Source organism: Telluria sp. ZB4P34 (assembly GCF_059686055.1).
In genome coordinates this window covers 256,980-279,365 of record NZ_JCASIF010000004.1, presented here as the reverse complement: position 1 = coordinate 279,365, position 22,386 = coordinate 256,980, and the positions used below count along the sequence as shown (strand labels likewise).

Genomic DNA, 22,386 nt, shown 5'->3' with positions numbered 1-22,386 from the left:
GCCGGGGCGCCGGCCCGGTCCCCGTACCCCCTGGCGCACCCCCATATCACGACTTCGTATGCGCACGGTGTCCCGACGATTGTGCGGACGCAAACCATGCGCGGGTCGCACTCCTTAAAATTTTAACAAGGGCGGACGATCCTGCGTCCCGCCTTGTCGACGCTTGCCGAAGGCTTCAAAGGGGGTGGGATGAATCGCCAGAATGCTGCCCGTGACGGGGTCGAAGTCTTCCAGTGGTTCCTGCCCGCTGCCGAGCGCGGCGATCCCTATGCCCAGTTCAACCTCGGCCTCCTGTACAAGCACGGCGAGGCCGTCGAGCGCGACGACGTGCGCGCCTTCGAATGGATGCAGCGCGCCGCCCGCAAGGGGCTGGCGGCGGCCCAGAACCACCTCGGCGCCATGTACTGCAACGGACGCGGCGCTCCCCGCAGCGACGAACTGGCGGCGCGCTGGTTCGGCCGCGCCGCCGCCCAGGGCGATCCCGCCGCCCAGCAGAACCTCGGCCAGCTCTACCGCAAGGGGCGCGGCGTGCCCCGGTCCGACGAAGTCGCCTTCGGCTGGTTCTACCGCGCGGCCGAGCAGGGGCTGGCCAGCGCCCAGACCCTGCTCGGCGAATGCTACCTGCAGGGCCTGGGCGCGCCGGTCAGCCACCCGCTCGCCATGGCCTGGTTCCGCAAGGCCGCGCGCCAGGGCCATGGCCCGGCCCAGCTGCACCTCGCGCTGATGTACCGGCGCGGCGACGGCGTCGAGGCCGACGAATCCCAGGCCGTGTGCTGGTTCCGCGAGGCGGCGGCCCAGGGCATCGCGGCCGCGCAGCGCTTCCTCGGCCTGGCCTACGCCAGCGGGCTGGGCGTGCGCACCGATCCGGGGCGCGCCATCGCCTGGCTCGAGCGCGCCGGCGCCCAGCACGATGCCGAAGCCCTGTATGCGCTCGGCACGCTGCTGGCGGCCGGCCACGGTTCCGGCGACGACGAGCGCGCGCTCGAGTGCTTCCTGCGCGCCGCGGCATGCGGCCACGTGCAGGCGCACTACTGCGCCGGGGTCATGTACGGCGCCGGCCGCGGCGCCCGGCGCGACCCGGCGCGCGCGCTCGAATGCACCCTGCGCGCCGCCGAGCAGGGTGCGGCCAATGCCCAGTTCAGCCTCGGCGTCATGTATGCCAAGGGCGACGGCGTGCCGCGCGACGAGGCCCGCGCCGCCGAATGGTACCGGCGCGCGGCGCGCCAGGGCGACCCCAGCGCCCAGAACAACCTCGGCGTCCTGTATGCCAATGGCGAGGGCGTGCCGCACGACGATACCCTCGCCACCTACTGGTACCGCCAGGCGGCCGAGCAGGGCCATGCGCTGGCCCAGTACAACCTGGGCGGCATGGTCAACAGCGGCCGCGGCGCCGAACGCGACCCGCTGCGCGCGTATATGTGGATGCTCTTGGCCGCCAGTGGCGGGCAAGCGGGCCGCCGCAGCGGGCAGGAAGGCCTTCGTGGCGGTGCCGCGGAAGAGCGCCGCGCACACGGGGCCGTCGTCGGGCGGCCTGTGGCGAACGGCGGGCCATGGGCGGGGGCCCTGGCCACCCGCGTACGCGCCGCGCGGCGCGGCGCGCCCCCTCGCAAGGCCTCCTGAGGGCGCCCGACCCCCGGTATTGACAGGCCGGCAGTGCATATCCGAGCCCGGCAATTCGCGTTATGATGGCCGTCGGCGCAAGCCGACCCCACGATTAACTCGGATGACAACGACATGACCCTGAGACACGCAACGCTCGTCGCACTGCTGGCCGCGGCCTTCGGCGCCAATACGGCGCTGGCACAAAGCTGCCCCGCGAATGGACCCTCCCTGACCTACCCGGTCTCGAAGAAGGTCGACCATACCGACAACTACCACGGCACCACGGTGGCGGACCCCTACCGCTGGCTCGAAGACGCGAACAGCGCTGAAACCAAGGAATGGGTGACCGCGCAGAACAAGCTGACCCAGGCCTACCTGGCGCAGATCCCGCAGCGTGCGGCGATCCGCGAGCGCCTGACGACATTGTGGAACTACGAGCGCTACAGCGTGCCGGGCAAGGAAGGCGGCCGTTATTTCTACTCCCGCAACGACGGCCTGCAGAACCAGTCGGTCCTGTACACCCAGAAGAGCCTCGCGGACAGCCCGCGCGTGCTGCTCGACCCGAATACCATGTCGGCCGACGGCACCGTCGCCCTGGCCGGCCTGGCCGTGAGCCCGGACGGCAAGCTGGCCGCCTACAGCACCGCCGCCTCGGGTTCGGACTGGAACGAGATCCGCGTGCGCGACATCGACACCGGCAAGGACCTGGAAGACCACGTCAAGTGGGTCAAGTTCTCGAGCACCGCCTGGACCAAGGACGGCAAGGGCTTCTTCTACAGCCGCTACGACGAACCGAAGGAAGCCACCAAGCTGGCCGACGTCAACTACTTCCAGAAGCTGTATTTCCACCGCATCGGCACGCCGCAAAGCGCGGACACCCTTGTCTACGACCGCCCGGACCAGAAGGAATGGGGCTTCGGCGGCCAGACCACGGACGACGGCCGTTACCTGATCATCGTCACCACCAAGGGCACCGCGCCGAAATACCGGATATCGTACAAGGACCTGAGCAAGCCGGACTCGAAAGTGGTCGACCTGATCGACAACTTCGACGCGGGTTACGATTTCATCGACAACGTCGGCAGCGTGTTCTACTTCAGCACCGACCGCAAGGCCCCGCGCAAGCGCATCGTCGCGATCGACGTGAACAATCCGGCGGAATCGAACTGGAAGGAGATCGTCGCCGAGAGCCGCGATACCCTGGCCGGCGCCGACATCATCAACAACCAGCTCGTGCTCGAGTACCTGAAGGATGCGCGCAGCGTCGTGCGCGTGCACGACCTCAAGGGCAAGCCGGTGCGCGAGATCAAGCTGCCGGGCATCGGCACCGTGGGCGGCCTGTCGGGCAAGCGCAATGAAACCGAGACCTTCTACTCCTTCGCCGGCTTCACCACGCCGACCACGATCTACCGCCTGAACCTGAAGACCGGCCAGAGCACCGTGTTCCGCCAGCCGAAGGTCGACTTCAATCCGGCCGACTATGAAACCCGCCAGCAGTTCTTCACCAGCAAGGACGGGACCAAGGTCCCGATGTTCATCGTGTCGAAGAAGGGCCTGAAGCTGGACGGCCAGAACCCGACCTACCTGTACGGCTACGGCGGCTTCAACATCTCGATGACCCCGGGCTTCTCGCCGGCCAACCTGGCCTGGATGGAGATGGGCGGCGTCTACGTGGTGGCCAACCTGCGCGGCGGCGGTGAATACGGCGAAGCCTGGCACCAGGCCGGCACCAAGCTGCAGAAGCAGAACGTGTTCGACGACTTCATCGGCGCGGCCGAATGGCTGGTCGCCAACAAGGTGACCTCGCCCGCCAAGCTCGCCATCGGCGGCGGCTCGAACGGCGGCCTGCTGGTGGGCGCGGCCATGACCCAGCGTCCGGACCTGTTCGGCGCCGCGATCCCGGCCGTGGGCGTGATGGACATGCTGCGCTTCCACAAGTTCACCATCGGCTGGGCCTGGACCTCGGACTACGGCTCGTCGGAGAACCCGGACGAGTTCAAGGCACTGGTCAAGTACTCGCCGCTGCATAACCTGAAAGCCGGCGGCTGCTACCCGGCCACCATGGTGACCACGGCCGACCACGACGACCGCGTGGTGCCGGCGCACAGCTTCAAGTACGCCGCGGCCGCCCAGGCCGCCCAGGCCGGCGCGGCGCCGATCCTGATCCGCATCGAGACCAAGGCGGGGCATGGCGCGGGCAAGCCGACCACCAAGCAGATCGAGGAAGTGGCGGACCGCTGGGGTTTCCTGGCGCGCGAGCTGAAGATGGGCGAGGGCGCTCCGGCGGCAGTTGGCGGCAGCAAGTAAGCTCGCAGCAACTGAGCTGACAGCATGATGTGAAAACGGCCACTCAAAGCGAGTGGCCGTTGTTTTTCGTAGGGGTGGTCCAGTCCAGTGGACTGGACCACGCTCTGCCGACCGCGCGTTCGGCTGTCGGGTGATATGGCGCGCGCCTGCTATTCAAGCCTGGTTTGAACGCGCGGTCGGCGAAGCCGGCTACGCGCCCCGGACCGCCCTACCGCTGCACGACAACCAGGAGCGCTTTCGCCTCCGTCTTGCCCGCATTGCGAATCACATGGTCATGATCCGCCGGATAGCGCGCCGTCCCCCCATGCTTGATCTTCTTCTTCTCCGCCCCCACCTCCAGCTCGATGGTCCCGGTAATCACGGTCAGGTGCTCCTTGGTGCCCGGATCGTGCGCCTGCGAGGCCATGGCGCCGCCGGGCGCCAGGGTCAGCTCGTACCATTCGTACTTGCCCGCCAGGTCCATCGGCCCCAGGATGCGCAGCGAATAGCCGGCGTGGGCGCCGGGCAGGGTAGGGGTCTCGTGGGCGTCCACCACGCGGATCAGGTCCACCGCGCGCACTTCGGACGACAGCAGTTCGCCGATCTCCACCCCCAGGGCATTGGCCAGGCGCCAGGTAATGGCGATGGTCGGATTGGCCTTTTCGCGCTCGATCTGCGACAGCATCGACTTGGACACCCCCGCGATGCGCGACAGGTCTTCCAGGGTCAGGCCGCGCGCCAGGCGCAGGCGCTGTAGCGTGGCGCCAACTTCTGGCGGGGCATTATTTGTTAGAGTCTTTGTCATTGCCTTCGGCTTGCCAAGTTCATTAGCTGGGGGTAAGATTCAATATATTGAATTTTTGTTCGACATACAGAACTCGGTTCTGCGAATCGAACGAGTCCAACGATACGACATTCGCCAACTGCCGGTCAAGCCGGAACAACCTGGAGTGGGAACACCATGAGCGATCAAGCATTCTATAGCGGCCTGCAATCGAAACTCGAGACGCTGCGCAGCGACGGCCTGTTCAAGCCGGAGCGCGTGATCGCCTCGCGCCAGGGGGCGGAGGTGGTATCCCAGGATGGCCGCACGCTCATCAATATGTGCGCCAACAACTACCTGGGCCTGTCCGGCGACGAAGAGACCGCGAAGGCCGCCGCCGCCGCGCTGGAAAAATACGGCTACGGCCTGTCCTCGGTGCGCTTCATCTGCGGCACCCAGACCGTGCACAAGGAACTGGAGCGCAAGCTGTCCGAATTCCTCGGCACCGAAGACACCATCCTGTACGCGGCAGCTTTTGATGCCAACGGCGGCGTGTTCGAGCCGCTGTTCGACGAGAACGACGCCATCATCTCGGATGCCCTGAACCACGCCTCGATCATCGATGGCGTGCGCCTGTGCAAGGCGGCGCGCTACCGCTATGCCAACAACGACATGGCCGACCTGGAAAAGCAGCTGCAGGCCGCCACGGAAGCGGGCAAGCGCCACAAGATCATCGTCACCGACGGCGTGTTCTCGATGGACGGCACCATCGCCCAGCTGGACAGGATCGTCGCGCTGGCCGAGAAGTACGGCGCCCTGACCATGATCGACGAGTCGCACGCGTCCGGCTTCATGGGCAAGACTGGCCGCGGCACCCACGAGCACTGCGGCGTCATCGGCAAGATCGACATCATCACCGGCACCCTGGGCAAGGCCCTGGGCGGCGCGATGGGCGGCTTCACCTCGGGCCGCAAGGAAGTCATCGAAACCCTGCGCCAGAAATCGCGCCCCTACCTGTTCTCGAACACCCTGGCCCCGATGATCGCCGGCGCCTCGATCTCGGTGCTGGACCGCATCTCGACCTCGACCGAACTGCGCGACCGCCTGCACGAGAACACCGCATACTTCCGCAAGGAGATCGAACGGATCGGCTTCACCATCAAACCGGGCACGCATCCGGTGGTGCCGGTCATGCTGTTCGAGGCGCCGGTCGCCCAGAAATTTGCCGCCCGCATGTTCGAACTGGGCGTGCTGCTGTCGGGCTTCTTCTACCCGGTGGTGCCGATGGGCCAGGCGCGCGTGCGCGTGCAGCTGTCGGCGGCGCACACCCGCGAGCAGCTCGACACCGTCCTGAAGGCCTTCGAGCAGGCCGGGCGCGAGCTGGGCATCCTGAAGTACGCCCAGTAATCGTCACAACAACATCAAGAATACGAACGGAACACACATGGAACGCATCCTCATCATCGGCGCCAACGGCCAGATCGGCAGCGAACTGGTCACCGCCCTGGCCGGGCAGCACGGCGCGGGTAACGTGATCGCCTCGGACATCGGCGTCGACAACGTCTATGGCGCGGCGCGCTACACCCAGCTCGACGTGCTGGACAAGGACCGCCTGGCCCGGCTGATCGACGGCGAAGGCATCACGCAGGTCTACCAGCTGGCCGCGCTGCTGTCGGCCACCGGCGAAAAGGCGCCGCTCAAGGCCTGGACGCTGAACATGGACGGCCTGCTGAACATCCTGGAAGTCGCGCGCGAGCGAGGCGAGGCAGGCAGGCCGCTGAAGGTGTTCTGGCCTTCGTCGATCGCCGCCTTCGGCCCCAATACCCCGGCCGAGAACACCCCCCAGTACGCGGTGATGGACCCGACCTCGATCTACGGCATCAGCAAGCTGGCCGGCGAGCGCCTGTGCGAGTATTACCACGCCAGGTACGGCGTGGACGTGCGCTCGATCCGCTATCCGGGCATCATCAGCTTCAAGTCGCCCCCGGGCGGCGGCACCACCGACTACGCGATCGCCATCTTCCATGCCGCCCTCAAGGGCGAGACCTACGAGTGCTTCCTCGGCCCGGAAACCACGCTGCCGATGATCTACATGCCGGACGCGATCCGCGCTACCATCGAACTGATGGAGGCACCCGCGGACAAGGTCGCCATCCGTTCCTCGTACAACGTGGCCGGCGTGTCCTTCAACCCGCGCGAGCTGGCCGCCGCCATCCAGGCGGCGCTGCCGGAGTTCGAGATGGCCTACAAGCCGGACAGCCGCCAGCAGATCGCGGATTCCTGGCCGAAGAGCCTGGACGACAGCCGCGCGACGAGCGACTGGGGCTGGAAGGCGCGCATCGGTGTGGAAGAGATGGTGGCCGACATGCTGAAGAACGTCGACGTCGGCGTGACCGCATAAGCGCATCAGCAGATCCCCTGCGTTTCCAATCAACACAATAATAAAAAACTGAAAAATCGAGACAACGATGGACATGAGTGTGTTTGATCTGTTCAAGATCGGTATCGGACCGTCGAGCTCCCATACGGTGGGCCCGATGGTGGCGGCGCGCCGCTTTCTGCTGGAGTGCGGTTCGCTCAGTAACGCGGTCGGCGTCGAGGCGCACCTGTACGGTTCGCTGGCGCTGACGGGTGTCGGCCACGCGACCGACAAGGCTGTGATCCTCGGCCTGATGGGCGAGACGCCCCAGGGCGTGGATCCGGACAGCGTCGAGGACAAGCTGGCCGAAGCCGAGATGGACGGCAAGCTCAGGCTGCTGGGCGACAAGGAAGTGCCGTTCCAGTACCGGACCGGACTCGTGTGGCACAAGCAGTCGACCCTGCCCGAGCACCCGAACGGCATGAAGTTCATCCTCAGGCTCGCCGACGGCAGCCACATCGAGCGCATCTACTACTCGGTGGGCGGCGGCTTCATCACCGCGGCCGGCGAAAGCCAGAACCGCGCGCTCGACGCCGGTGCGTCGGCGGTGCCTTTCCCCTTCAGTACCATGGGCGAACTGCTGGCGCAGGGCGCCGAGCACGGCCTGTCGATCCCGCACATGCTGCGTGCGAACGAACTGGCGCGCATGAGCGAGGCCGAGCTCGACGCCGGCCTGGACCGCATCTGGGAAACCATGCGCGACTGCATCGCCCACGGCCTCGTCACCGAGGGCCAGCTGCCGGGCGGGCTGAACGTCAAGCGGCGGGCGGCCAAGCTGTGGAAGCAGGCGCACTGCACCGAGGGCAAGCGCGTCAACGAGTTGCCGCACGACGCGACCCACCACGTGACCCTGTACGCGATGGCCGTGAACGAAGAAAACGCGGCCGGGGGCCGTGTCGTCACGGCGCCGACCAACGGCGCGGCCGGCATCATCCCGGCGGTGCTGCGCTACTACGCCGAAGACTGCTGCCCGAGCGACCCGGCCAGGGGCATCCGCGACTTCCTGCTCAGCTCCGCCGCGATCGGCATGCTGTGCAAGAAGAACGCCTCGATCTCGGGCGCCGAAGTCGGCTGCCAGGGCGAAGTGGGTGTGGCCTGCGCCATGGCGGCGGCCGGACTGGTGGCGGCGCTCGGCGGCTCCAACGAGCGCATCGAGAATGCGGCCGAAATCGGCATCGAGCACCACCTGGGCATGACCTGCGACCCGATCGGCGGCCTGGTGCAGATTCCCTGCATCGAACGCAACGGCATGGGCGCGATCAAGGCGATTACGGCGGCATCGCTGGCCATCAAGGGCGACGGCACCCACTTCGTCAGCCTGGACAACGTGATCGAGACCATGCGCCAGACGGGGGCCGACATGCAGGTGAAGTACAAGGAGACGTCGCTGGGTGGCTTGGCGGTGCACGTGGTGACGGTCAACCACGCGGCTTGCTAAGTAGACTTGGGTCCCGGCCTGCGCCGGGACCCAATTTCTTTTCGCAGGTCACCAAATTTTTTGCACCACAGCATACGACCGTTCCGGGCGCTATAATAAAAGTTCAACTTTGGCCCCAACCGGATCTCCTACCGTATGCATTACGTCTCCACCCGCGCGACCAGCGCGTCCGCAGCACGCAATCCCCAGCGTTTTTCCGACATCCTGCTAGCGGGCCTGGCCCCGGACGGCGGCCTGTACCTGCCGGCCGACTACCCGCAGGTCACGGGCGAGGAACTCGACGCCTGGCGCAAGCTGTCGTATGCCGACCTGGCCTACGAAATCCTGCGCAAGTTTGCCACCGATATTCCCGAACACGACCTGCGCGCGCTGTGCGCGAAGACCTACACGGCGGAGGTGTACCGCAACGCGCGCGCCGGCGAGTCGAGCGCCGACATCACGCCGCTGCGGGTGCTGGAAGACGGCCCTGGCGGCAAGCTGGTGCTGCAGGCCCTGTCGAACGGCCCGACCCTGGCCTTCAAGGACATGGCGATGCAACTGCTGGGCAACCTGTTCGAGTATGCGCTGGCCAGGAACAACGACGAACTGAACATCTTCGGGGCCACCTCGGGCGACACCGGCAGCGCTGCGGAATACGCGATGCGCGGCAAGCGCGGCGTGCGCGTGTTCATGCTGTCCCCGCACGGCAAGATGAGCGCCTTCCAGACCGCGCAGATGTTCAGCCTGCAGGACCCGAACATCTTCAACATCGCGGTGGAGGGCGTGTTCGACGACTGCCAGGACATGGTCAAGGCCGTGTCGAACGACCTGTCCTTCAAGGCGCGCCACAAGATCGGCACGGTCAACTCGATCAACTGGGCGCGCGTGGTGGCCCAGGTCGTGTACTACTTCCGCGGCTACCTCGCGGCCACCACGGCGAACGACCAGAAGGTCTCGTTCACCGTCCCGTCCGGGAACTTCGGCAACATCTGCGCCGGCCATATCGCCCGCATGATGGGCCTGCCGATCGACAGGCTGGTCGCCGCCACTAACGAGAACGACGTGCTCGACGAGTTCTTCCGCAGCGGACGCTACCGCGTGCGCAAGCCTTCCGAGACCTATCACACCAGCAGCCCGTCGATGGACATCTCGAAGGCCTCGAACTTCGAGCGCTTCGTCTACGAACTCGTGGGCCGTGATGCCGAGCGCACCCATGCGCTGTTCCGCAAGGTCGATACCCACGGCGGCTTCGACCTGTCCGGCGCACCGGGCAGCGACGGCGACGAATGGAAACTGGTGGGACAGTACGGCTTCGCATCCGGCAAGTCGACCCACCATGACCGGCTGGCGACGATCCGCGACGTGGCGGACGACTACGGCATCACCATCGACACCCATACGGCGGACGGCATCAAGGTAGCGCGCGAACACCTGCAGCCCGGTGTTCCCATGATCGTGCTGGAAACGGCGCTGGCGGCCAAGTTCAACGAAACCATCCTGGAAGCACTGGGCACGGACGCCGAGCGGCCTGCCGGTTTCGAGGATATCGAAGCGCTGCCGCAGCGCTTCGTCGTCATGCGCCCGGACGTGGACGCCATGAAGGCCACCATCGCCCAGCACACGGGGCTGTAGGATGAAGCCGCCCATGCTGTCCGTGCGCGAGGCGCTTTCCTCCCTGCTCGACGCCGCGCGTCCGGTCTCGGGAACCGAGACCGTGCCGACCCTGGGCGCGAACGGCCGCGTGCTGGCCGAAGACCAGCACGCCAGCATCGACGTGCCCTCGGCCGATAATACGCAGATGGACGGCTACGCCGTGCGCGCGCTCGATTGCGCGAGCGGCAGCGCGACCCTGGCGGTAAGCCAGCGCATCCCCGCCGGCAGCGTCGGAGCGCCGCTCGAGCCGGGCACCGCGGCCCGCATCTTCACCGGCGCCCTGATTCCGCCCGGCGCCGACGCGGTCGTGATGCAGGAGCAGTGCGAAGCGGTGGGCGACAGCGTCACCGTGCGCCATGCGCCGCGCGCCGGCGAATGGATCCGCCGCACCGGCGAGGACGTCGCCGCCGGCGCCGTGATCCTGCCCGCGGGCACGCGCCTGCGCAGCCAGGAACTGGGCCTGGCCGCATCGGTCGGTCTGGCCGAATTGTCGGTGCTGCGCCGGGTACGGGTCGCCGTCTTCTTTACCGGCGACGAGCTGGCCATGCCGGGCGAGCCGCTGGGGCCCGGCGCCATCTACAATTCGAACCGCTTCACCTTGCGCGGCCTGCTGGAAAACTTCGGCTGCGCGATCAGCGACTTCGGCATCGTGCCGGATTCGCTGGACGCCACCCGCGCGACCCTGCGCGAGGCAGCCCGTGACCATGACCTGATCATCACCTCGGGCGGCGTGTCGGTGGGCGAGGAAGACCACGTCAAGCCGGCGGTGGAACACGAGGGGCGGCTTGGCATGTGGCAGATCGCGGTCAAGCCGGGCAAGCCCCTGGCGTTCGGCGAGGTGCGGCGCGAGGGCGGCGCAGCGTACTTCATCGGCCTGCCCGGCAATCCGGTATCCAGCTTCATTACCTTCCTGCTGTTCGTGCGGCCCTTCCTGCTGCGCCTGCAAGGCGTGAGCGGGCCGGTGGAGCCGCGCGGCTATGCGATGCGCGCCGACTTCACCTTGCCGAAGGCTGACCGCCGCAACGAGTTCCTGCGCGTGCGGGTGAATGCGGCGGGCGGGCTCGACCTGTTCCCGAACCAGGGGTCCGGCGTGCTGACCTCGACCGTGTGGGGAGACGGGCTGGTGGACAATCCGCCTGGCCAGCCGATCGCCCAGGGCGACCTGGTGCGCTTCATTCCCTTCGCCGAACTGCAGCATTGAACGACAGAAGGAACAGCAGAGTGAAAATCATATTGCGGTATTTCGCTTCGGTGCGCGAAGCGGTGGGCATGGGACAGGACAGCATCGAGCTGGCGCAGGACGCCGCGACCGTGGGCGACGTGCGTGCGGCGCTGGTGGCGCGTGGCGGCGCCTGGGCCGAGGCCCTGGGCCTGGAGCGCCCGGTGCGCATGGCCTGCGGCCAGGTGATGTGCGGCCCGCAAACCCCGGTCGCCGACGGCGCCGAAGTGGCTTTCTTTCCACCGGTGACGGGCGGCTGATACGTCCGGCGCTCATGCGGGCAGCCGGCCCGCATGAGCGTAGCCATTCGATCAGGTCATCGCGATCGACTGCTCGGCCAGTTCCAGCAGCTTCGCGCAATTGGCGTTGCGTTCGCCGAATTCGCGCCAGGCGTTGGTACGCGCCACCGCCTGCCACTTGCGCAGCGCTTCCGCATTCATGTCCACCACGTTCGCGCCCGATGAGCGGTACAGGGCGGCCACCCTGGCGTCGTCGGTGCGCGCGGCCTTCAGCGCGAAGCTTTCCAGGCTTGCGCCGACCGCCATCACGGCGGCCTGCTGCGGCTTGCTGAGGCGGTCGAACACGGTGCGCGACATCATCAGGGGCTCGAACATGAACCAGTAGGCGCCGCCGCGCGCCGTGGTGAGGGCGCGCGCCGATTCCTGCAGGCGGAAGGAAATCAGGGAAGTCGACGAAGTCAGCGCGGCGTCGAGCGTCCCGGCGCGCATCGCGGCCTGGATCTCGTTGGACGGCATGCTGACCACCGTGGCGCCGGCATCCGTCAGGAGGCGGTCCATTTCATGCGAGCCGCCGCGCACCTTCATTCCCGCCACGTCCTCGGGATGCAGGATCGGCTTGCCGCGCGAGGCGACTCCGCCGGCCTGCCAGATCCAGCTCACGATCACCATCCCCTGTTCGTTCAGGATGCGGGTCAACTCGCGTCCCACCGGCGCATTCTTCCACCCATAGCCCTGCTCGTAGGAGGTGACCAGGCCGGGCATCAGGCCGATGTTCGCTTCCGGCGCTTCGGCGCCGGCATAGGACAGCGGCACCAGGGCCATGTCCAGCGCGCCGCTGCGCAGTCCGGCGAACTGGGCGTTCGGGGCCATCAGGCGCGAGGCAGGATAGATCGAGAACTTGAGGCCGCCGCGGGTGCGCCGTTCGACGTCGGCCGCGAACATGCGGCACAAGCGGTCACGGAAATCGCCTTCGGCAATGCTGCCGCTTGGGAACTGATGGGAAATCTTTAGATTGTTCGGCTGCGCCCATGCGGACTGCATCCAGAGTGGACTGGACGCGATCGCGCCCAGCATTGTTCTACGGGACATCGCTGCCCTGTTCATTACCGACATACACATCCTCCAAGATGTTGAAACGGACGCCATGGGAATCGTGGCCGCCTCGTCGAGCGGGCAGCCATCGTTCCCGATAGCGGGTACAAGAATATTCCTGCCATATCTATTGTCAAGCGGAATCTTATAGATATTGCAAATACATAGGCGCTGTCAACTTTATGTATGGACGAGAAGTGAACTGCTGAGCCAATCCGCTGTCGAACCCCAGTCACGAAAGACGGGAAACGAGCATGCGATCGCCTCAGTTCACGAAGTGGTTTGCCAAACTCCCTGCGCTGAATGTCCCCCAGCGCCTCAAGACGCTCGCGGCCCTGCAACCGGCCGCCAGGCTCGATCAGGTGATCTCGCTCATCACCGAGATCGGCGCCACCGCCCGGCGCTGTCCAAGTTGCGCCTGTGACCGATACCACCGGCATGGCCAGGCCAACGGCCTGCAGCGCTACCGCTGCCGCGCCTGCGGCCGCACGTTCAACGACCTGAGCGGTACACCGCTGGCGCGGCTGCGGCTGCGCGATAAATGGCTGGATTACCTGGGCGCCATGCTCGAATCGAAGTCGGTGCGGGCAAGCGCCCGCCAGGTCGGCGTGCACCCCAACACCGCCTTTCGCTGGCGCCATCGCTTCCTGCAGCGGCCCCGGGACGACCAGCCCCGGCAGCTCAACGGCATCGTCGAGGCCGATGAAATGTTCTTGCTGGAATCGCAGAAGGGTTCGCGCAAGCTGGACCGGCCAGCGCGCAAACGCGGCGGCAAGGCGGGCAGGCGCGGTATTTCACGCGAGCTCGACTGCATATTGGTGGCAAGAGACCGTAGCGGACAGACCGTCGACGCTGTAACGGGCCGCGGCGCACTGACGGCGCTGCAGCTGGAACGCCACCTGCTGCCCAGGCTGGATCGGCAAGTGCTCCTGGTCAGCGACGCGCATGCGGCGTACCGCAGCTTCGCCCGCAAGCATGGCATCGCGCATGAGGCCGTCAACCTGCGCGCCGGCGTGCGGGTGCGCCGGGGCGCTGCTGCTGCCATCCACGTACAGAACGTGAACAGCTATCACCATCGCTTCCGGCAATGGCTGAGCCGGTTTCGGGGCGTGGCCTCGCGTTACTTGCCCAACTACCTGGGCTGGCGCCGCGCGCTCGATGGCAGCCGGGTGAGTACCGCAAAGCAATTGCTGCGTATTGCGATCGGGATCATCAATAGTTAACGCTAACAGAGCCAATACATACACCTGGCGAGGCGGCAGGATGACGGCGCCGGCCCCGGACCGCCTCGATGCACCTGGAAGATGGGGAAAATCAGCGCTTCGGCGTCGAGTTTGGATGGCTGCACATCGCGCATCGGGCGCCGCGCTCGGCGCGGTAATAGCGCGAGCCGATGAAGATCGCGGCCGCCACCACCGACCAGGCCAGCGATTCGCGCCAGCCGGTGCCGAAGGCCTCGCCGCGCAGGAACACGTCGACGGACACCAGCAGGGCGAACATCGAGCTCGCCGCCAGCAGGTACTGTCCGGTCCAATAGATCAGCTTTGTCATTGCAGGCTCCCGAGTTTACAAGCGGGTGAGGAAACGGCGCACGGCGTCGGCCACGGCTTCAGGCTGGTCGATCATCGCGAAGTGGCGCGCCTTGTCGATGGCTTCGACCTCCAGGCGCGGGGTGCCGGCCATCAGCTCCCGATAATACGCCAGCTTGTCTTGCGCGCTCACGTTGTTCTGGAACATGGCGTCGGGCGCGTAGTAGGGCGCGAGCACCAGCACCGGGGCGCGGATGCCGGACAGGCCAGGTCGCAGGTCGCGCGCCAGCACGGCGCCCACCCAGGCCGCCACCGCCGTCGGGTCGCTGCGCGCGGTAAGCAGTGCGGCGTCGTCCGCCTTGCCCATGTCCACCATGCCGATGCCGCGCATGTATTGCCGCTGCTGGGCGGCGAAGGCCGGCGCGTCCGTGGCGGCCATCCGCTGGCGCATGGCCTCGGCCATCGCGGCGCGTGCCTCGGGCGGCGTGTCCTCGGTGCGCGGCATGACCGGCAGGCCGTCGATGCTGACCACGCCGCCGATCCGGTCCTTCAGGTCCTGCGCCAGCGCGATGGCCAGGGCGCCGCCCAGGCTGTGGCCGATGACGACCGGCTTGACCAGCTTGCGCGCCGCGACCAGTTCGGCCAGCGCCGCGCGACCGGCCTCGAACGGGTCACCCGGCACCGCTGGACGGCCGTCGAAGCCGGGCATGGTCACGACGTAGACCGTGTGGCGGGGCGCGAAATCGCGCACCATCTGCTGCCATACCCAGCCGCCTGTCGCCAGGCCCGGCACCAGGATCAGCGGGCGCGGGCCGCCGCCGTGGCGCTCGACCAGCATGCCCCTGATCTCGAAGCGCTCGGCCGGGGCCGCGCTGGCGGCGAAGCGGTTGGGCGGCGCCGCCGCTTGCGAGGTCTGGACGGCGCCCGTGGTGACCGCGTCCTCGAAGGCCGCGGCGAAGGTGGGGGCAAAGGTGGCGCAGGCGACACCGAGCAGGGCGGCGAACAAGGGGGATGCTTTCATGCTGACTCCTGGTCTGGGGTGAAGATGGATTCGATGGGGAGCCCGAACAGCCGGGCGATGGAGAAGGCCAGCGGCAGGCTCGGGTCGTAGCGGCCGGTCTCGATCGCGTTCACGCTCTGGCGCGACACGTCGAGCATGTCGGCCAGCTCGGCCTGGCTCCATCCGCGCTCGGCGCGCAGGGCTTTGATGCGGTTGTTCATCGGTCGAGCAGCTTGCGCAGCACTTGCACGACGATGGTGGCGCCGCACAGCACGCACCAGACGATGAACATCGACAGCTTCGGATAGCCGGCGGTCTCGAGGAAACCGTAGCTGAAGGTGAGGCCGGCCGTGATGGCGGCGGCCAGTGCGACGTTCTCCAGCAGGCGCAGGCGCAGGTATTCGTCGATGCGGCCGACGTGGCGCGCGATCACCCACAGGGCCGCGAAAAAGCCGATCATGGGCGACAGCAGCACCAGGGTGCGCGCCAGGCCGTCGTCCATCGGCCGGCCCCAGCGGATGGCGGCGATCAGCAGCACAGCGTACAGCGCCAGCGAGGCCATCAGCTCGCGAAGGTACTTCCTGCCGACCCGTTTTTCGTGCATGACACCCTCCGTAAAGTAAAGTATGCTTTACATCGTAGGCGAGACGGGAGGTGATGTCAAGCTTCCTTTACATGTCGACCGGCGCTCGCCAACAGGGGGACAATCTCGACTACAATCTCGCTCCTCCCGTCCGCAGCGTGCCAGAACTCCCGATGACCGTCCCGTCCAGCAACCCACACCGCGTCGCCGTGATCGGCGGCGGCCCCGCCGGCCTGATGGCGGCCGAAACCCTCGCCGCGGGCGGGGCCGAGGTGTACGTCTACGATGCCATGCCCTCGGTGGCGCGCAAGTTCCTGCTGGCCGGGAAGGGCGGCATGAACATCACCCATTCCGAGCCGATCGACGACTTCGCGGGCCGCTACGGCAGCCGCAGGGAACAGGTGGCGCCCTGGCTGGCCGGCTTCGGTCCGCAGGAGGTGCGCGCCTGGATCCACGGACTCGGCATCGACAGCTTCGTGGGCAGCTCGGGCCGGGTGTTCCCGGCCGACATGAAGGCCGCCCCGCTGCTGCGCGCCTGGCTGCACCGCCTGCGCGACGCGGGCGTGCGCTTCCACATGCGGCACCGCTGGACCGGCTGGCAGGACGGCCGCTTGCGCTTCGCGACGCCGGAGGGCGAGGTGCTGGCTGGCGCGCAGGCCACCGTGCTGGCCCTGGGCGGCGCCAGCTGGCCGCGGCTCGGCTCGGACGGCGCCTGGGCGGCGCTGCTGGCCGGGCGCGGGGTCGAGGTGGCGCCGCTCAAGCCCGCGAACTGCGGCTTCGACGTCGACTGGAGCCCGTTTTTCAGTGAGAAGTATGCGGGCGCGCCGCTTACCACCGTGGCGATCGGCTGGCGCGGCAGCGATGGCGCCATGCACAGGCGCCAGGGCCAGTTCGTCGTCACCGCGACCGGCATCGAGGGCAGCCTGGTGTATGCGCTGTCCGCGCCCGTGCGCGACCAGCTGCTCGCAGATGGCAGCGCCACCATCTGGCTCGACCTGCTGCCGGACCTGGACGCGGCGCGCGTTTCGCAGGAGGTGGCGCGACCGCGCGGCTCGCGTTCGATGTCGAGCCACCTGCAGGGCCGGCTGGGAATCAAGGGCGTCAAGGCGGGCCTGCTGCACGAATGCCTGTCGAAGGAGGTCCATGCCGACCCGGACCGGTTGGCGGCGGCGCTCAAGGCGCTGCCCGTCGTGCTGCGGCGCACGCGCCCGATCATCGAGGCGATCAGCAGCGCCGGCGGGGTGCGCTTCGAGGCCCTGGCGCCGGGCAGCGCGATGCTGCGCGCACTGCCCGGGGTGTTCGTGGCGGGGGAAATGGTCGATTGGGAAGCGCCGACCGGCGGCTACCTGCTCACCGCCTGCTTCGGCAGCGGCCGCGCCGCGGGCCGCGACGCGCTGGACTGGCTCGCGCGGTCTAGTCCGAGAACGTAACCGCGCCGCTGCCGGTGCGGCTCACGCTGCGCTCGGCCGGGTTGCCAACTACCTCGATGTTGCCGCTGCCCGAGATCGAGGCGTCGACGCGCCGGCTTGCATGCACCGTGCTCTTGCCGGAACCGGACTGGCTCACCTGCACCGTCTCGGCCCGCAGGTGCTGCGCATCGAGCCGCCCGGAGCCGCTGGCGCTGGCATGCAGCTCCCGGGCGCCGCCGACGATGGTCAGGTCGCCCGAGCCGGTCAGCGCCGCGTCGCAGCGTTCGATCTCGCCGCCCGGGTTGAGGTCGAGTTCACCGCTGCCGCTCAGGGCCGCGTCCACCTGGCGGAAGCGCCCGTTGAAGCGCAGGCTGCCCGAACCTTCCATGCGCACTTCGATGCGCTCGCCCGAGAAACCGTTGATGCTGCTGTCGCCGCGCCCGTTGATCGTGACGCTGTCCAGGGCCGGGAGCACCAGGTCGACCTCGATCGGATGGCGGTGGCGCAGCACCATGCCGCGAATGCCGATGTGCAGGACCTCGCCGTCCTGGCTCACGTCGACGTTGGCGAGCAGGCGCGATTCGCCGCGCACCTGCAGCGACGGCGTGGCGCCGTAGCGCACCCGCAGGTCGATCGGGCCTTCCAGGTCCACGGCCTTGACACCGGCCTGGATCGGGCGGGTCTCGCTCGTCACCTGGCGCCCTTCGGCGGCCGTCGCCACGCCATTGGCGCGCAGCATGCCGTAACTCAGGCCGATCAGCACGAAGGCCAGCATCAGCAGGCTGAATCCGACTTTGAGCAATCCGCGCATGCTCAGGCCCCTTTCAAGAGCGACAGGTTCATCCTGATATAGCGCCTCAGGCCGATGAACGTGTACTTGGTGATGACCAGCGACAGCAGGAACAGCAGGATCCCGCCCAGCACCATCGCCAGGCCCAGGAAAGTCTGGGTGGTGCGCGAATCGCCATCCATGTCGGTGCTGATCTGGATGCCGCTGCCGGCCACCTCCTCGGCGCGGCGCACGACGGCGGCCGACTTGCCTTCCTCGTCGGGCCCGGCTTCGGAAGCGTCCGGCCCGGGCGCCTCGTCGTCATACACGTGGATGCCGTGCTCGCCGATCGAGACGCGGGTGCGCTTGTCGACCCGGGTTTCGCGGCGCCCGCCGTTTTCCATGACTTCGATACGGTGCAGCGGATTGTTCAGCACCAGTTCATTGGCGCCGGCCAGGCCGCTGGCAGTGATCGCGATGCCCGACACGTAGAAGCCCAGCGCCGCGCCGTAGATCGCGACCAGCAGCGAGGCATACACGGCGGCCGGGATCGCCATGAACAGGTTGAACACCAGCAGTCCGGCGCCGGCCACCACCATGCGCAGCGCGTTGGCCGGGGTCTTCTTTTCCTTGAAGGCCTCCATGTGGGCGCTGGCGCGCAGCGTGACGGCCACCTTGCGCGGGTCGCCCAGTTCGTCGGCGATGCTTTCCTCGCTGCGGCCGAGCGCCACGCCGTCGACGAAGCGCTGCTCGTACCAGGCCAGGGTCCTGGCCTGCGTCTCCGGCGGCAGGCCCGCCATGGCCCGCTTGAGCGCGTCGAGATATTCCAGTTTGCCCATGAGCTGATGGATCCTTCGTTCAGGGGTGGCCGACGACCGGGATCGAACCGATCGCCAGCGCGGTAAGGGGCGACGAGCCGCCGATGAGTTCGGGCTGCACCAGCACGGCCGTGCTCGCGGCCACCAGGGCCAGCAGGGCAAGGGTACGCAATCCGAGTTGGAACTTGTTCATAGTGGCGTTTCCGCTAGACGTGTTTCGATGATGCTAGCTTACGGAGGCCGGCGCCCCCGGGCCATCGCCGTGCGACAGGCTGCGCTTTTCGCGGGGCAGGGTGCTGTAGGCACGGATAAGCATCGCAGCGGAAACACCGCTACGCACGGCCGTCTCCAGCGTGGCCGGATAGTCGCTGGCGGTGTAGTCGCCGGCCAGCACCAGGTCCTGCAGCCCTGTTTCATTGCCTGGCCGCAGCAAATCCGGGATGCAGGAGAAGGTGGCGCGTTTCTCGGTGATCACGCGCGACCAATGGGGCGCGGCCAGCTCCGGGCGCCGCAGGTCCTGCGCCAGCTGGGCCGCGATGGATTGCGCCAGCGCGTCCTGGTCGAGCCCTGCAGCGTCGCCGGCGGCGCTGACCACCACGGCCAGCAAACCCGGCTGGGCCGCATCGAGCCGGCCGCGGTCGAAGGCGAACTGGCCCCAGCGGCCCCGGGCCGGTTCGTCCAGCAGGGCGTAGAAGGGCAGGGCGAGCCGCACGGACGGCTCGTATTGCAGGTAGCAGGTGGCGATCGGCTCGTAGGTGAGGGCGGAGAGCTGCTGCGCCAGTTCCGGCGCGTGCGGGGCGAGCAGGGCGCCCGCCTGCGCGGCCGGCGTGGCCAGCACCACCGCATCGAAGGCTTCCGTGCGTCCGTCCAGGGTGAGCTGCCAGCCATCCGCGCAGGGAGAGACTGCGGACACCCTGGCCGCGGTGCGCACCGCCCCGCCGTGCTGCTCGAGGAAACGGCCGGCCGCCTGCGGGAACAGGGCGCCCATGTCGACCCGGGGCAGCAGCATGTCGGAGGCGGCGCGCCGGCTGGCACCGAGGCTGTCGCGCAGCACGGCCAGGAACACCTTGGCCGAGGCGCGCGAGGGTGGGGTGTTGAGGGCGGCGATGCACAGCGGGTGCCAGAGCAGGCGCTTCAGGCGCGGCGTCTGGTCGAAGCGTTCGAGCAGTTCGTCCACCGTGCAGTCCTGGTACAGGATCCAGCCCATCCAGCGCGCGGCGGTGGTGAAGCGGGTCAGCGCCAGCTTGTCCGCGCGCGCAAGTCCCCTGGCGCGCACCAGCGCGCCGGCCAGGTGCAGCGGCGCCGGCCAGCGCGGAGCCACGAAATCCATGCCGCCGCTGCCGTCGGCAGGCGCATCCGGGTAGCGCATCTGCACCGGCAGGCGCAGCAGGGCCTGCTCCGGGTCGACGCCGACCAACGCCATCTGCCGCAGGGTTTCCCGGTAGGCGCCCAGCAGGATGTGCTGGCCATTGTCGAGCATCCGGCCCTGGACTTCTACGCCGCGTGCACGGCCGCCGAGGCTGCGTGCGGCCTCCATCAGTGTGACGCGGGCGCCTTCCCTGGCAAGTTCCACGGCGGCGGCGCAGCCGGCCCAGCCGCCGCCGACCACGGCGACGTTCAGGCCGCCGCTAGGTGCGGACATAGGTCTTCCAGGCCAGCCACAGCTTGCGCAGCGGCGTGAGCGAGATGCGCTGGTTCAGCACCTGGAATTTGTCGCGGGCGATTTCGTCGAGCAGGGTGCGGTAGATGGCCGCCATCATCAGGCCGGGACGCTGGGCGCGCCGGTCTTCCTTCGGCAGCAGGCCGAGGGCCTCGTCGTAGGCGCGCTGGGCGCGCTCGTTCTGGAACGCCATCAGTGCCTCGAACTTCTCGCTGTGGCGGAAGTTGAGGATGTCGCTTGCCGTCACGTTGAACTGCTGCAGCTCGTTCACCGGGATGTAGATGCGGCCCTTGCGCGCATCGTCGCCGACGTCGCGGATGATGTTGGTGAGCTGGAAGGCCAGGCCGAGCTTTTCGGCATAGGCCAGGGTCTCCGGACGCGTATAGCCGAAAATGCTGGCCGACAGGATGCCGACCACGCCGGCCACCCGCCAGCAGTATTTCTGCAGGCCGGCATAGTCCAGGTAGCGGCTCTGGTCCAGGTCCATCTCCATGCCGTCGATGATCGCCTGCAGGTGCTGTTCTTCCAGCTTGTAGGCGGCGACATGCGGCTGCAGCGCCTGGGTCACCGGGTGGGTCGGCGCGCCCTTGTACATGGTCGACACCTCGGTGCGCCACCAGGCCAGCTTGATGCGCGCCACGGAAGTGTCCGAGGTCTCGTCAACGGTGTCGTCCACCTCGCGGCAGAAGGCGTACAGGGCGGTGATCGCGCGCCGCCGCTCGGGCGGCAGGAACAGGAAGCTGTAGTAGAAGCTGGAGCCGCTCTGGACCGTCTTTTGCTGGCAGTATTCGTCGGGGGACATGTATTGATTGCTGTTTGCTGTTGTTATGCGGTGCGAATCCGCTATCTTAGCCGATGCGGGGGCAGGGAGGCGAGGAGTCCTGCTGTCGTAGGGTGGTCGGCTTGGCCGACCGCGCGTTCGACTCCGGCATGCACCGTCGCAGCTCACCTGCCAGTTGCACGCGCTGTCGGCATAGCCGACCACCCTACGGATTACGCAGCGTGGGTAGGTCTCACATGCGCAGCGCGCGCCATCCGACCACGATCCAGTCGGCCGGCGCCAGGGTCGGGCGGCGGCGGAACACGTCGTAGTCGGCGCGCTCGATGGCTTCCAGGATGCGCAGGCCGCCCTGTACCATCAAGCGCAGTTCCCAGCCGATCCGGCCCGGCAGGCGCCGCACCAGCGGCGCGCCACTGAGCATCAAGGCGCGCGCGCGCTCGACCTCGAAGCGCATCAGTGTGCGCCAGTTGGGACTCGACGGGCTGCCGGCCAGGTCGGCTTCGCTCACGCCGTGGCGCTCCAGGTCTTCCAGCGGCAGGTAGATCCGGCCCTTGGCCAGGTCGATCGCCACGTCCTGCCAGAAGTTGATGAGCTGCAGCGACGTGCAGATCGCGTCCGAATCGCGCAGGTTGCGCTCGTCCACGGCGTCGTACAGTTCCAGCATCAGGCGCCCGACCGGGTTGGCCGAGCGCCTGCAATAGTCGAGCAGTAGGGTGTAATCGGCGTAGCGGTGGGTCGACACGTCCTGGCGAAAGGCCGACAGCAGGTCGTGCATGGGCGCGACCGGCAGCCGAAACTCCTGGACGACGCCGGCCAGGCGCGCGAACAGCGGGTCGGCCGGAACGCCGCCGCGCTCGATCAGCTCCAGCTCGCGCCCGTAGCGCGCCAGTTCCGCCAGGCGCTCGGGCGGGGCGGCATCGCCTTCGTCGGCGATGTCGTCGGCGCTGCGCGCAAAGGCGTAGATGGCTTCGACGGCCGGGACCAGGCGGCGCGGCAGCAGAAAGGAGGCTACCGGAAAGTTCTCGTAATGCTCGACGGGCATAGTTGACTGTTGACTCTAAATCTAGGCTGTTTCCCTGATTATAATTGCTCAATTACAAATGCCCTAACGTCTAGGCCTTCAGGGCTATTCACCACGAGGATTCCA

General features: G+C 67.7%; 22 protein-coding genes. 10 read left to right on the top strand and 12 right to left on the bottom strand.

The window, feature by feature from the left end:
* Nucleotides 1-189 precede the first annotated feature (189 nt).
* Together AC56KL_RS10255 and AC56KL_RS10250 are read left to right on the top strand one after the other, a co-directional pair.
* Entirely contained in the window at nt 190-1,620 is a 1,431-nt protein-coding gene (locus AC56KL_RS10255) for a tetratricopeptide repeat protein (RefSeq protein WP_497180047.1), read from the top strand.
* 114 nt (nt 1,621-1,734) lie between these two features.
* Nucleotides 1,735-3,909, top strand: coding sequence for a prolyl oligopeptidase family serine peptidase (locus tag AC56KL_RS10250; protein WP_497180046.1), 2,175 nt, complete (start codon nt 1,735-1,737; stop codon nt 3,907-3,909).
* Nucleotides 3,910-4,117: 208 nt separating this feature from the next.
* On the opposite strand, the gene AC56KL_RS10245 is transcribed toward AC56KL_RS10250, so the two are convergent.
* Nucleotides 4,118-4,693 (bottom strand): helix-turn-helix domain-containing protein, encoded by a 576-nt coding sequence (locus AC56KL_RS10245; RefSeq protein ID WP_497180045.1) that lies wholly within the window; start codon nt 4,691-4,693, stop codon nt 4,118-4,120.
* A gap of 156 nt (nt 4,694-4,849) precedes the next feature.
* Here AC56KL_RS10245 and AC56KL_RS10240 point away from each other — a divergent pair, with 156 nt between their 5' ends.
* From AC56KL_RS10240 to AC56KL_RS10215, 6 genes are all read left to right on the top strand, one after another.
* Nucleotides 4,850-6,058, top strand: coding sequence for a glycine C-acetyltransferase (locus tag AC56KL_RS10240; protein WP_497180044.1), 1,209 nt, complete (start codon nt 4,850-4,852; stop codon nt 6,056-6,058).
* Nucleotides 6,059-6,095: 37 nt separating this feature from the next.
* The gene (locus AC56KL_RS10235) at nt 6,096-7,052 is read left to right on the top strand and encodes an NAD-dependent epimerase/dehydratase family protein (protein ID WP_497180043.1); all 957 of its coding nucleotides are present in this window, start codon (nt 6,096-6,098) and stop codon (nt 7,050-7,052) included.
* 67 nt (nt 7,053-7,119) lie between these two features.
* Nucleotides 7,120-8,508, top strand: a complete 1,389-nt coding sequence (locus tag AC56KL_RS10230; protein WP_497180042.1) for an L-serine ammonia-lyase — start codon at nt 7,120-7,122, stop codon at nt 8,506-8,508.
* 135 nt (nt 8,509-8,643) lie between these two features.
* Nucleotides 8,644-10,119: a threonine synthase gene (thrC, locus tag AC56KL_RS10225; protein WP_497180041.1), complete on the top strand. Its 1,476-nt coding sequence runs from the start codon at nt 8,644-8,646 to the stop codon at nt 10,117-10,119.
* A 1-nt stretch (nt 10,120) separates the two neighbouring features.
* Nucleotides 10,121-11,341, top strand: coding sequence for a molybdopterin molybdotransferase MoeA (locus AC56KL_RS10220; RefSeq protein WP_497180040.1), 1,221 nt, complete (start codon nt 10,121-10,123; stop codon nt 11,339-11,341).
* 20 nt (nt 11,342-11,361) lie between these two features.
* Entirely contained in the window at nt 11,362-11,619 is a 258-nt protein-coding gene (locus tag AC56KL_RS10215; protein WP_497180039.1) for a MoaD/ThiS family protein, read from the top strand.
* Nucleotides 11,620-11,670: 51 nt separating this feature from the next.
* Here the strand turns inward: AC56KL_RS10215 and dctP are convergent, their stop codons facing one another.
* The gene (gene dctP / locus AC56KL_RS10210) at nt 11,671-12,687 is read right to left on the bottom strand and encodes a TRAP transporter substrate-binding protein DctP (RefSeq protein WP_497180038.1); all 1,017 of its coding nucleotides are present in this window, start codon (nt 12,685-12,687) and stop codon (nt 11,671-11,673) included.
* A 257-nt stretch (nt 12,688-12,944) separates the two neighbouring features.
* On the opposite strand from dctP, the gene AC56KL_RS10205 reads away from it, so the two are divergent.
* Entirely contained in the window at nt 12,945-13,913 is a 969-nt protein-coding gene (locus tag AC56KL_RS10205) for an IS1595 family transposase (RefSeq protein ID WP_497180037.1), read from the top strand.
* 91 nt (nt 13,914-14,004) lie between these two features.
* Here the strand turns inward: AC56KL_RS10205 and AC56KL_RS10200 are convergent, their stop codons facing one another.
* The 4 genes from AC56KL_RS10200 to AC56KL_RS10185 are packed head-to-tail and all read right to left on the bottom strand — an operon-like array spanning nt 14,005 to nt 15,823.
* Entirely contained in the window at nt 14,005-14,241 is a 237-nt protein-coding gene (locus AC56KL_RS10200; RefSeq protein WP_497180036.1) for a hypothetical protein, read from the bottom strand.
* A 15-nt stretch (nt 14,242-14,256) separates the two neighbouring features.
* On the bottom strand, nt 14,257-15,240 hold the full coding sequence (locus tag AC56KL_RS10195; protein WP_497180035.1) for an alpha/beta fold hydrolase: 984 nt from the start codon (nt 15,238-15,240) through the stop codon (nt 14,257-14,259).
* Nucleotides 15,237-15,440: a helix-turn-helix transcriptional regulator gene (locus tag AC56KL_RS10190; protein WP_497180034.1), complete on the bottom strand. Its 204-nt coding sequence runs from the start codon at nt 15,438-15,440 to the stop codon at nt 15,237-15,239. The genes AC56KL_RS10195 and AC56KL_RS10190 overlap by 4 nt, the downstream gene beginning before the upstream one ends.
* Complete coding sequence (locus AC56KL_RS10185) at nt 15,437-15,823, bottom strand: hypothetical protein (protein ID WP_497180033.1); 387 nt, start codon at nt 15,821-15,823, stop codon at nt 15,437-15,439. Before AC56KL_RS10185 ends, AC56KL_RS10190 begins: the two co-directional genes overlap by 4 nt.
* Nucleotides 15,824-15,975: 152 nt before the next feature.
* Here AC56KL_RS10185 and AC56KL_RS10180 point away from each other — a divergent pair, with 152 nt between their 5' ends.
* Nucleotides 15,976-17,232, top strand: coding sequence for a TIGR03862 family flavoprotein (locus AC56KL_RS10180; RefSeq protein ID WP_497180147.1), 1,257 nt, complete (start codon nt 15,976-15,978; stop codon nt 17,230-17,232).
* Here AC56KL_RS10180 and AC56KL_RS10175 read toward each other — a convergent pair.
* The 6 genes from AC56KL_RS10175 to hpnC all read right to left on the bottom strand — a co-directional run bounded on the left by AC56KL_RS10175 (nt 17,216) and on the right by hpnC (nt 22,281).
* Nucleotides 17,216-18,022, bottom strand: coding sequence for a head GIN domain-containing protein (locus tag AC56KL_RS10175; protein WP_497180032.1), 807 nt, complete (start codon nt 18,020-18,022; stop codon nt 17,216-17,218). The genes AC56KL_RS10180 and AC56KL_RS10175 overlap by 17 nt on opposite strands.
* Nucleotides 18,023-18,024: 2 nt before the next feature.
* The gene (locus AC56KL_RS10170; protein ID WP_497180031.1) at nt 18,025-18,819 is read right to left on the bottom strand and encodes a DUF1700 domain-containing protein; all 795 of its coding nucleotides are present in this window, start codon (nt 18,817-18,819) and stop codon (nt 18,025-18,027) included.
* Between the two features lie 19 nt (nt 18,820-18,838).
* Nucleotides 18,839-18,991 (bottom strand): hypothetical protein, encoded by a 153-nt coding sequence (locus tag AC56KL_RS10165; RefSeq protein WP_497180030.1) that lies wholly within the window; start codon nt 18,989-18,991, stop codon nt 18,839-18,841.
* Between the two features lie 33 nt (nt 18,992-19,024).
* A complete protein-coding gene (hpnE, locus tag AC56KL_RS10160) occupies nt 19,025-20,440 on the bottom strand; it encodes a hydroxysqualene dehydroxylase HpnE (protein WP_497180029.1) in 1,416 nt (471 codons plus the stop codon).
* Nucleotides 20,427-21,260 carry a presqualene diphosphate synthase HpnD gene (gene hpnD, locus AC56KL_RS10155; RefSeq protein ID WP_497180028.1) on the bottom strand — a complete coding sequence of 278 codons (834 nt, stop codon included), beginning with the start codon at nt 21,258-21,260 and terminating at the stop codon, nt 20,427-20,429. Before hpnD ends, hpnE begins: the two co-directional genes overlap by 14 nt.
* Nucleotides 21,261-21,471: 211 nt before the next feature.
* Nucleotides 21,472-22,281, bottom strand: a complete 810-nt coding sequence (hpnC, locus tag AC56KL_RS10150; RefSeq protein ID WP_497180027.1) for a squalene synthase HpnC — start codon at nt 22,279-22,281, stop codon at nt 21,472-21,474.
* Between the last annotated feature and the right edge of the window lie 105 nt (nt 22,282-22,386).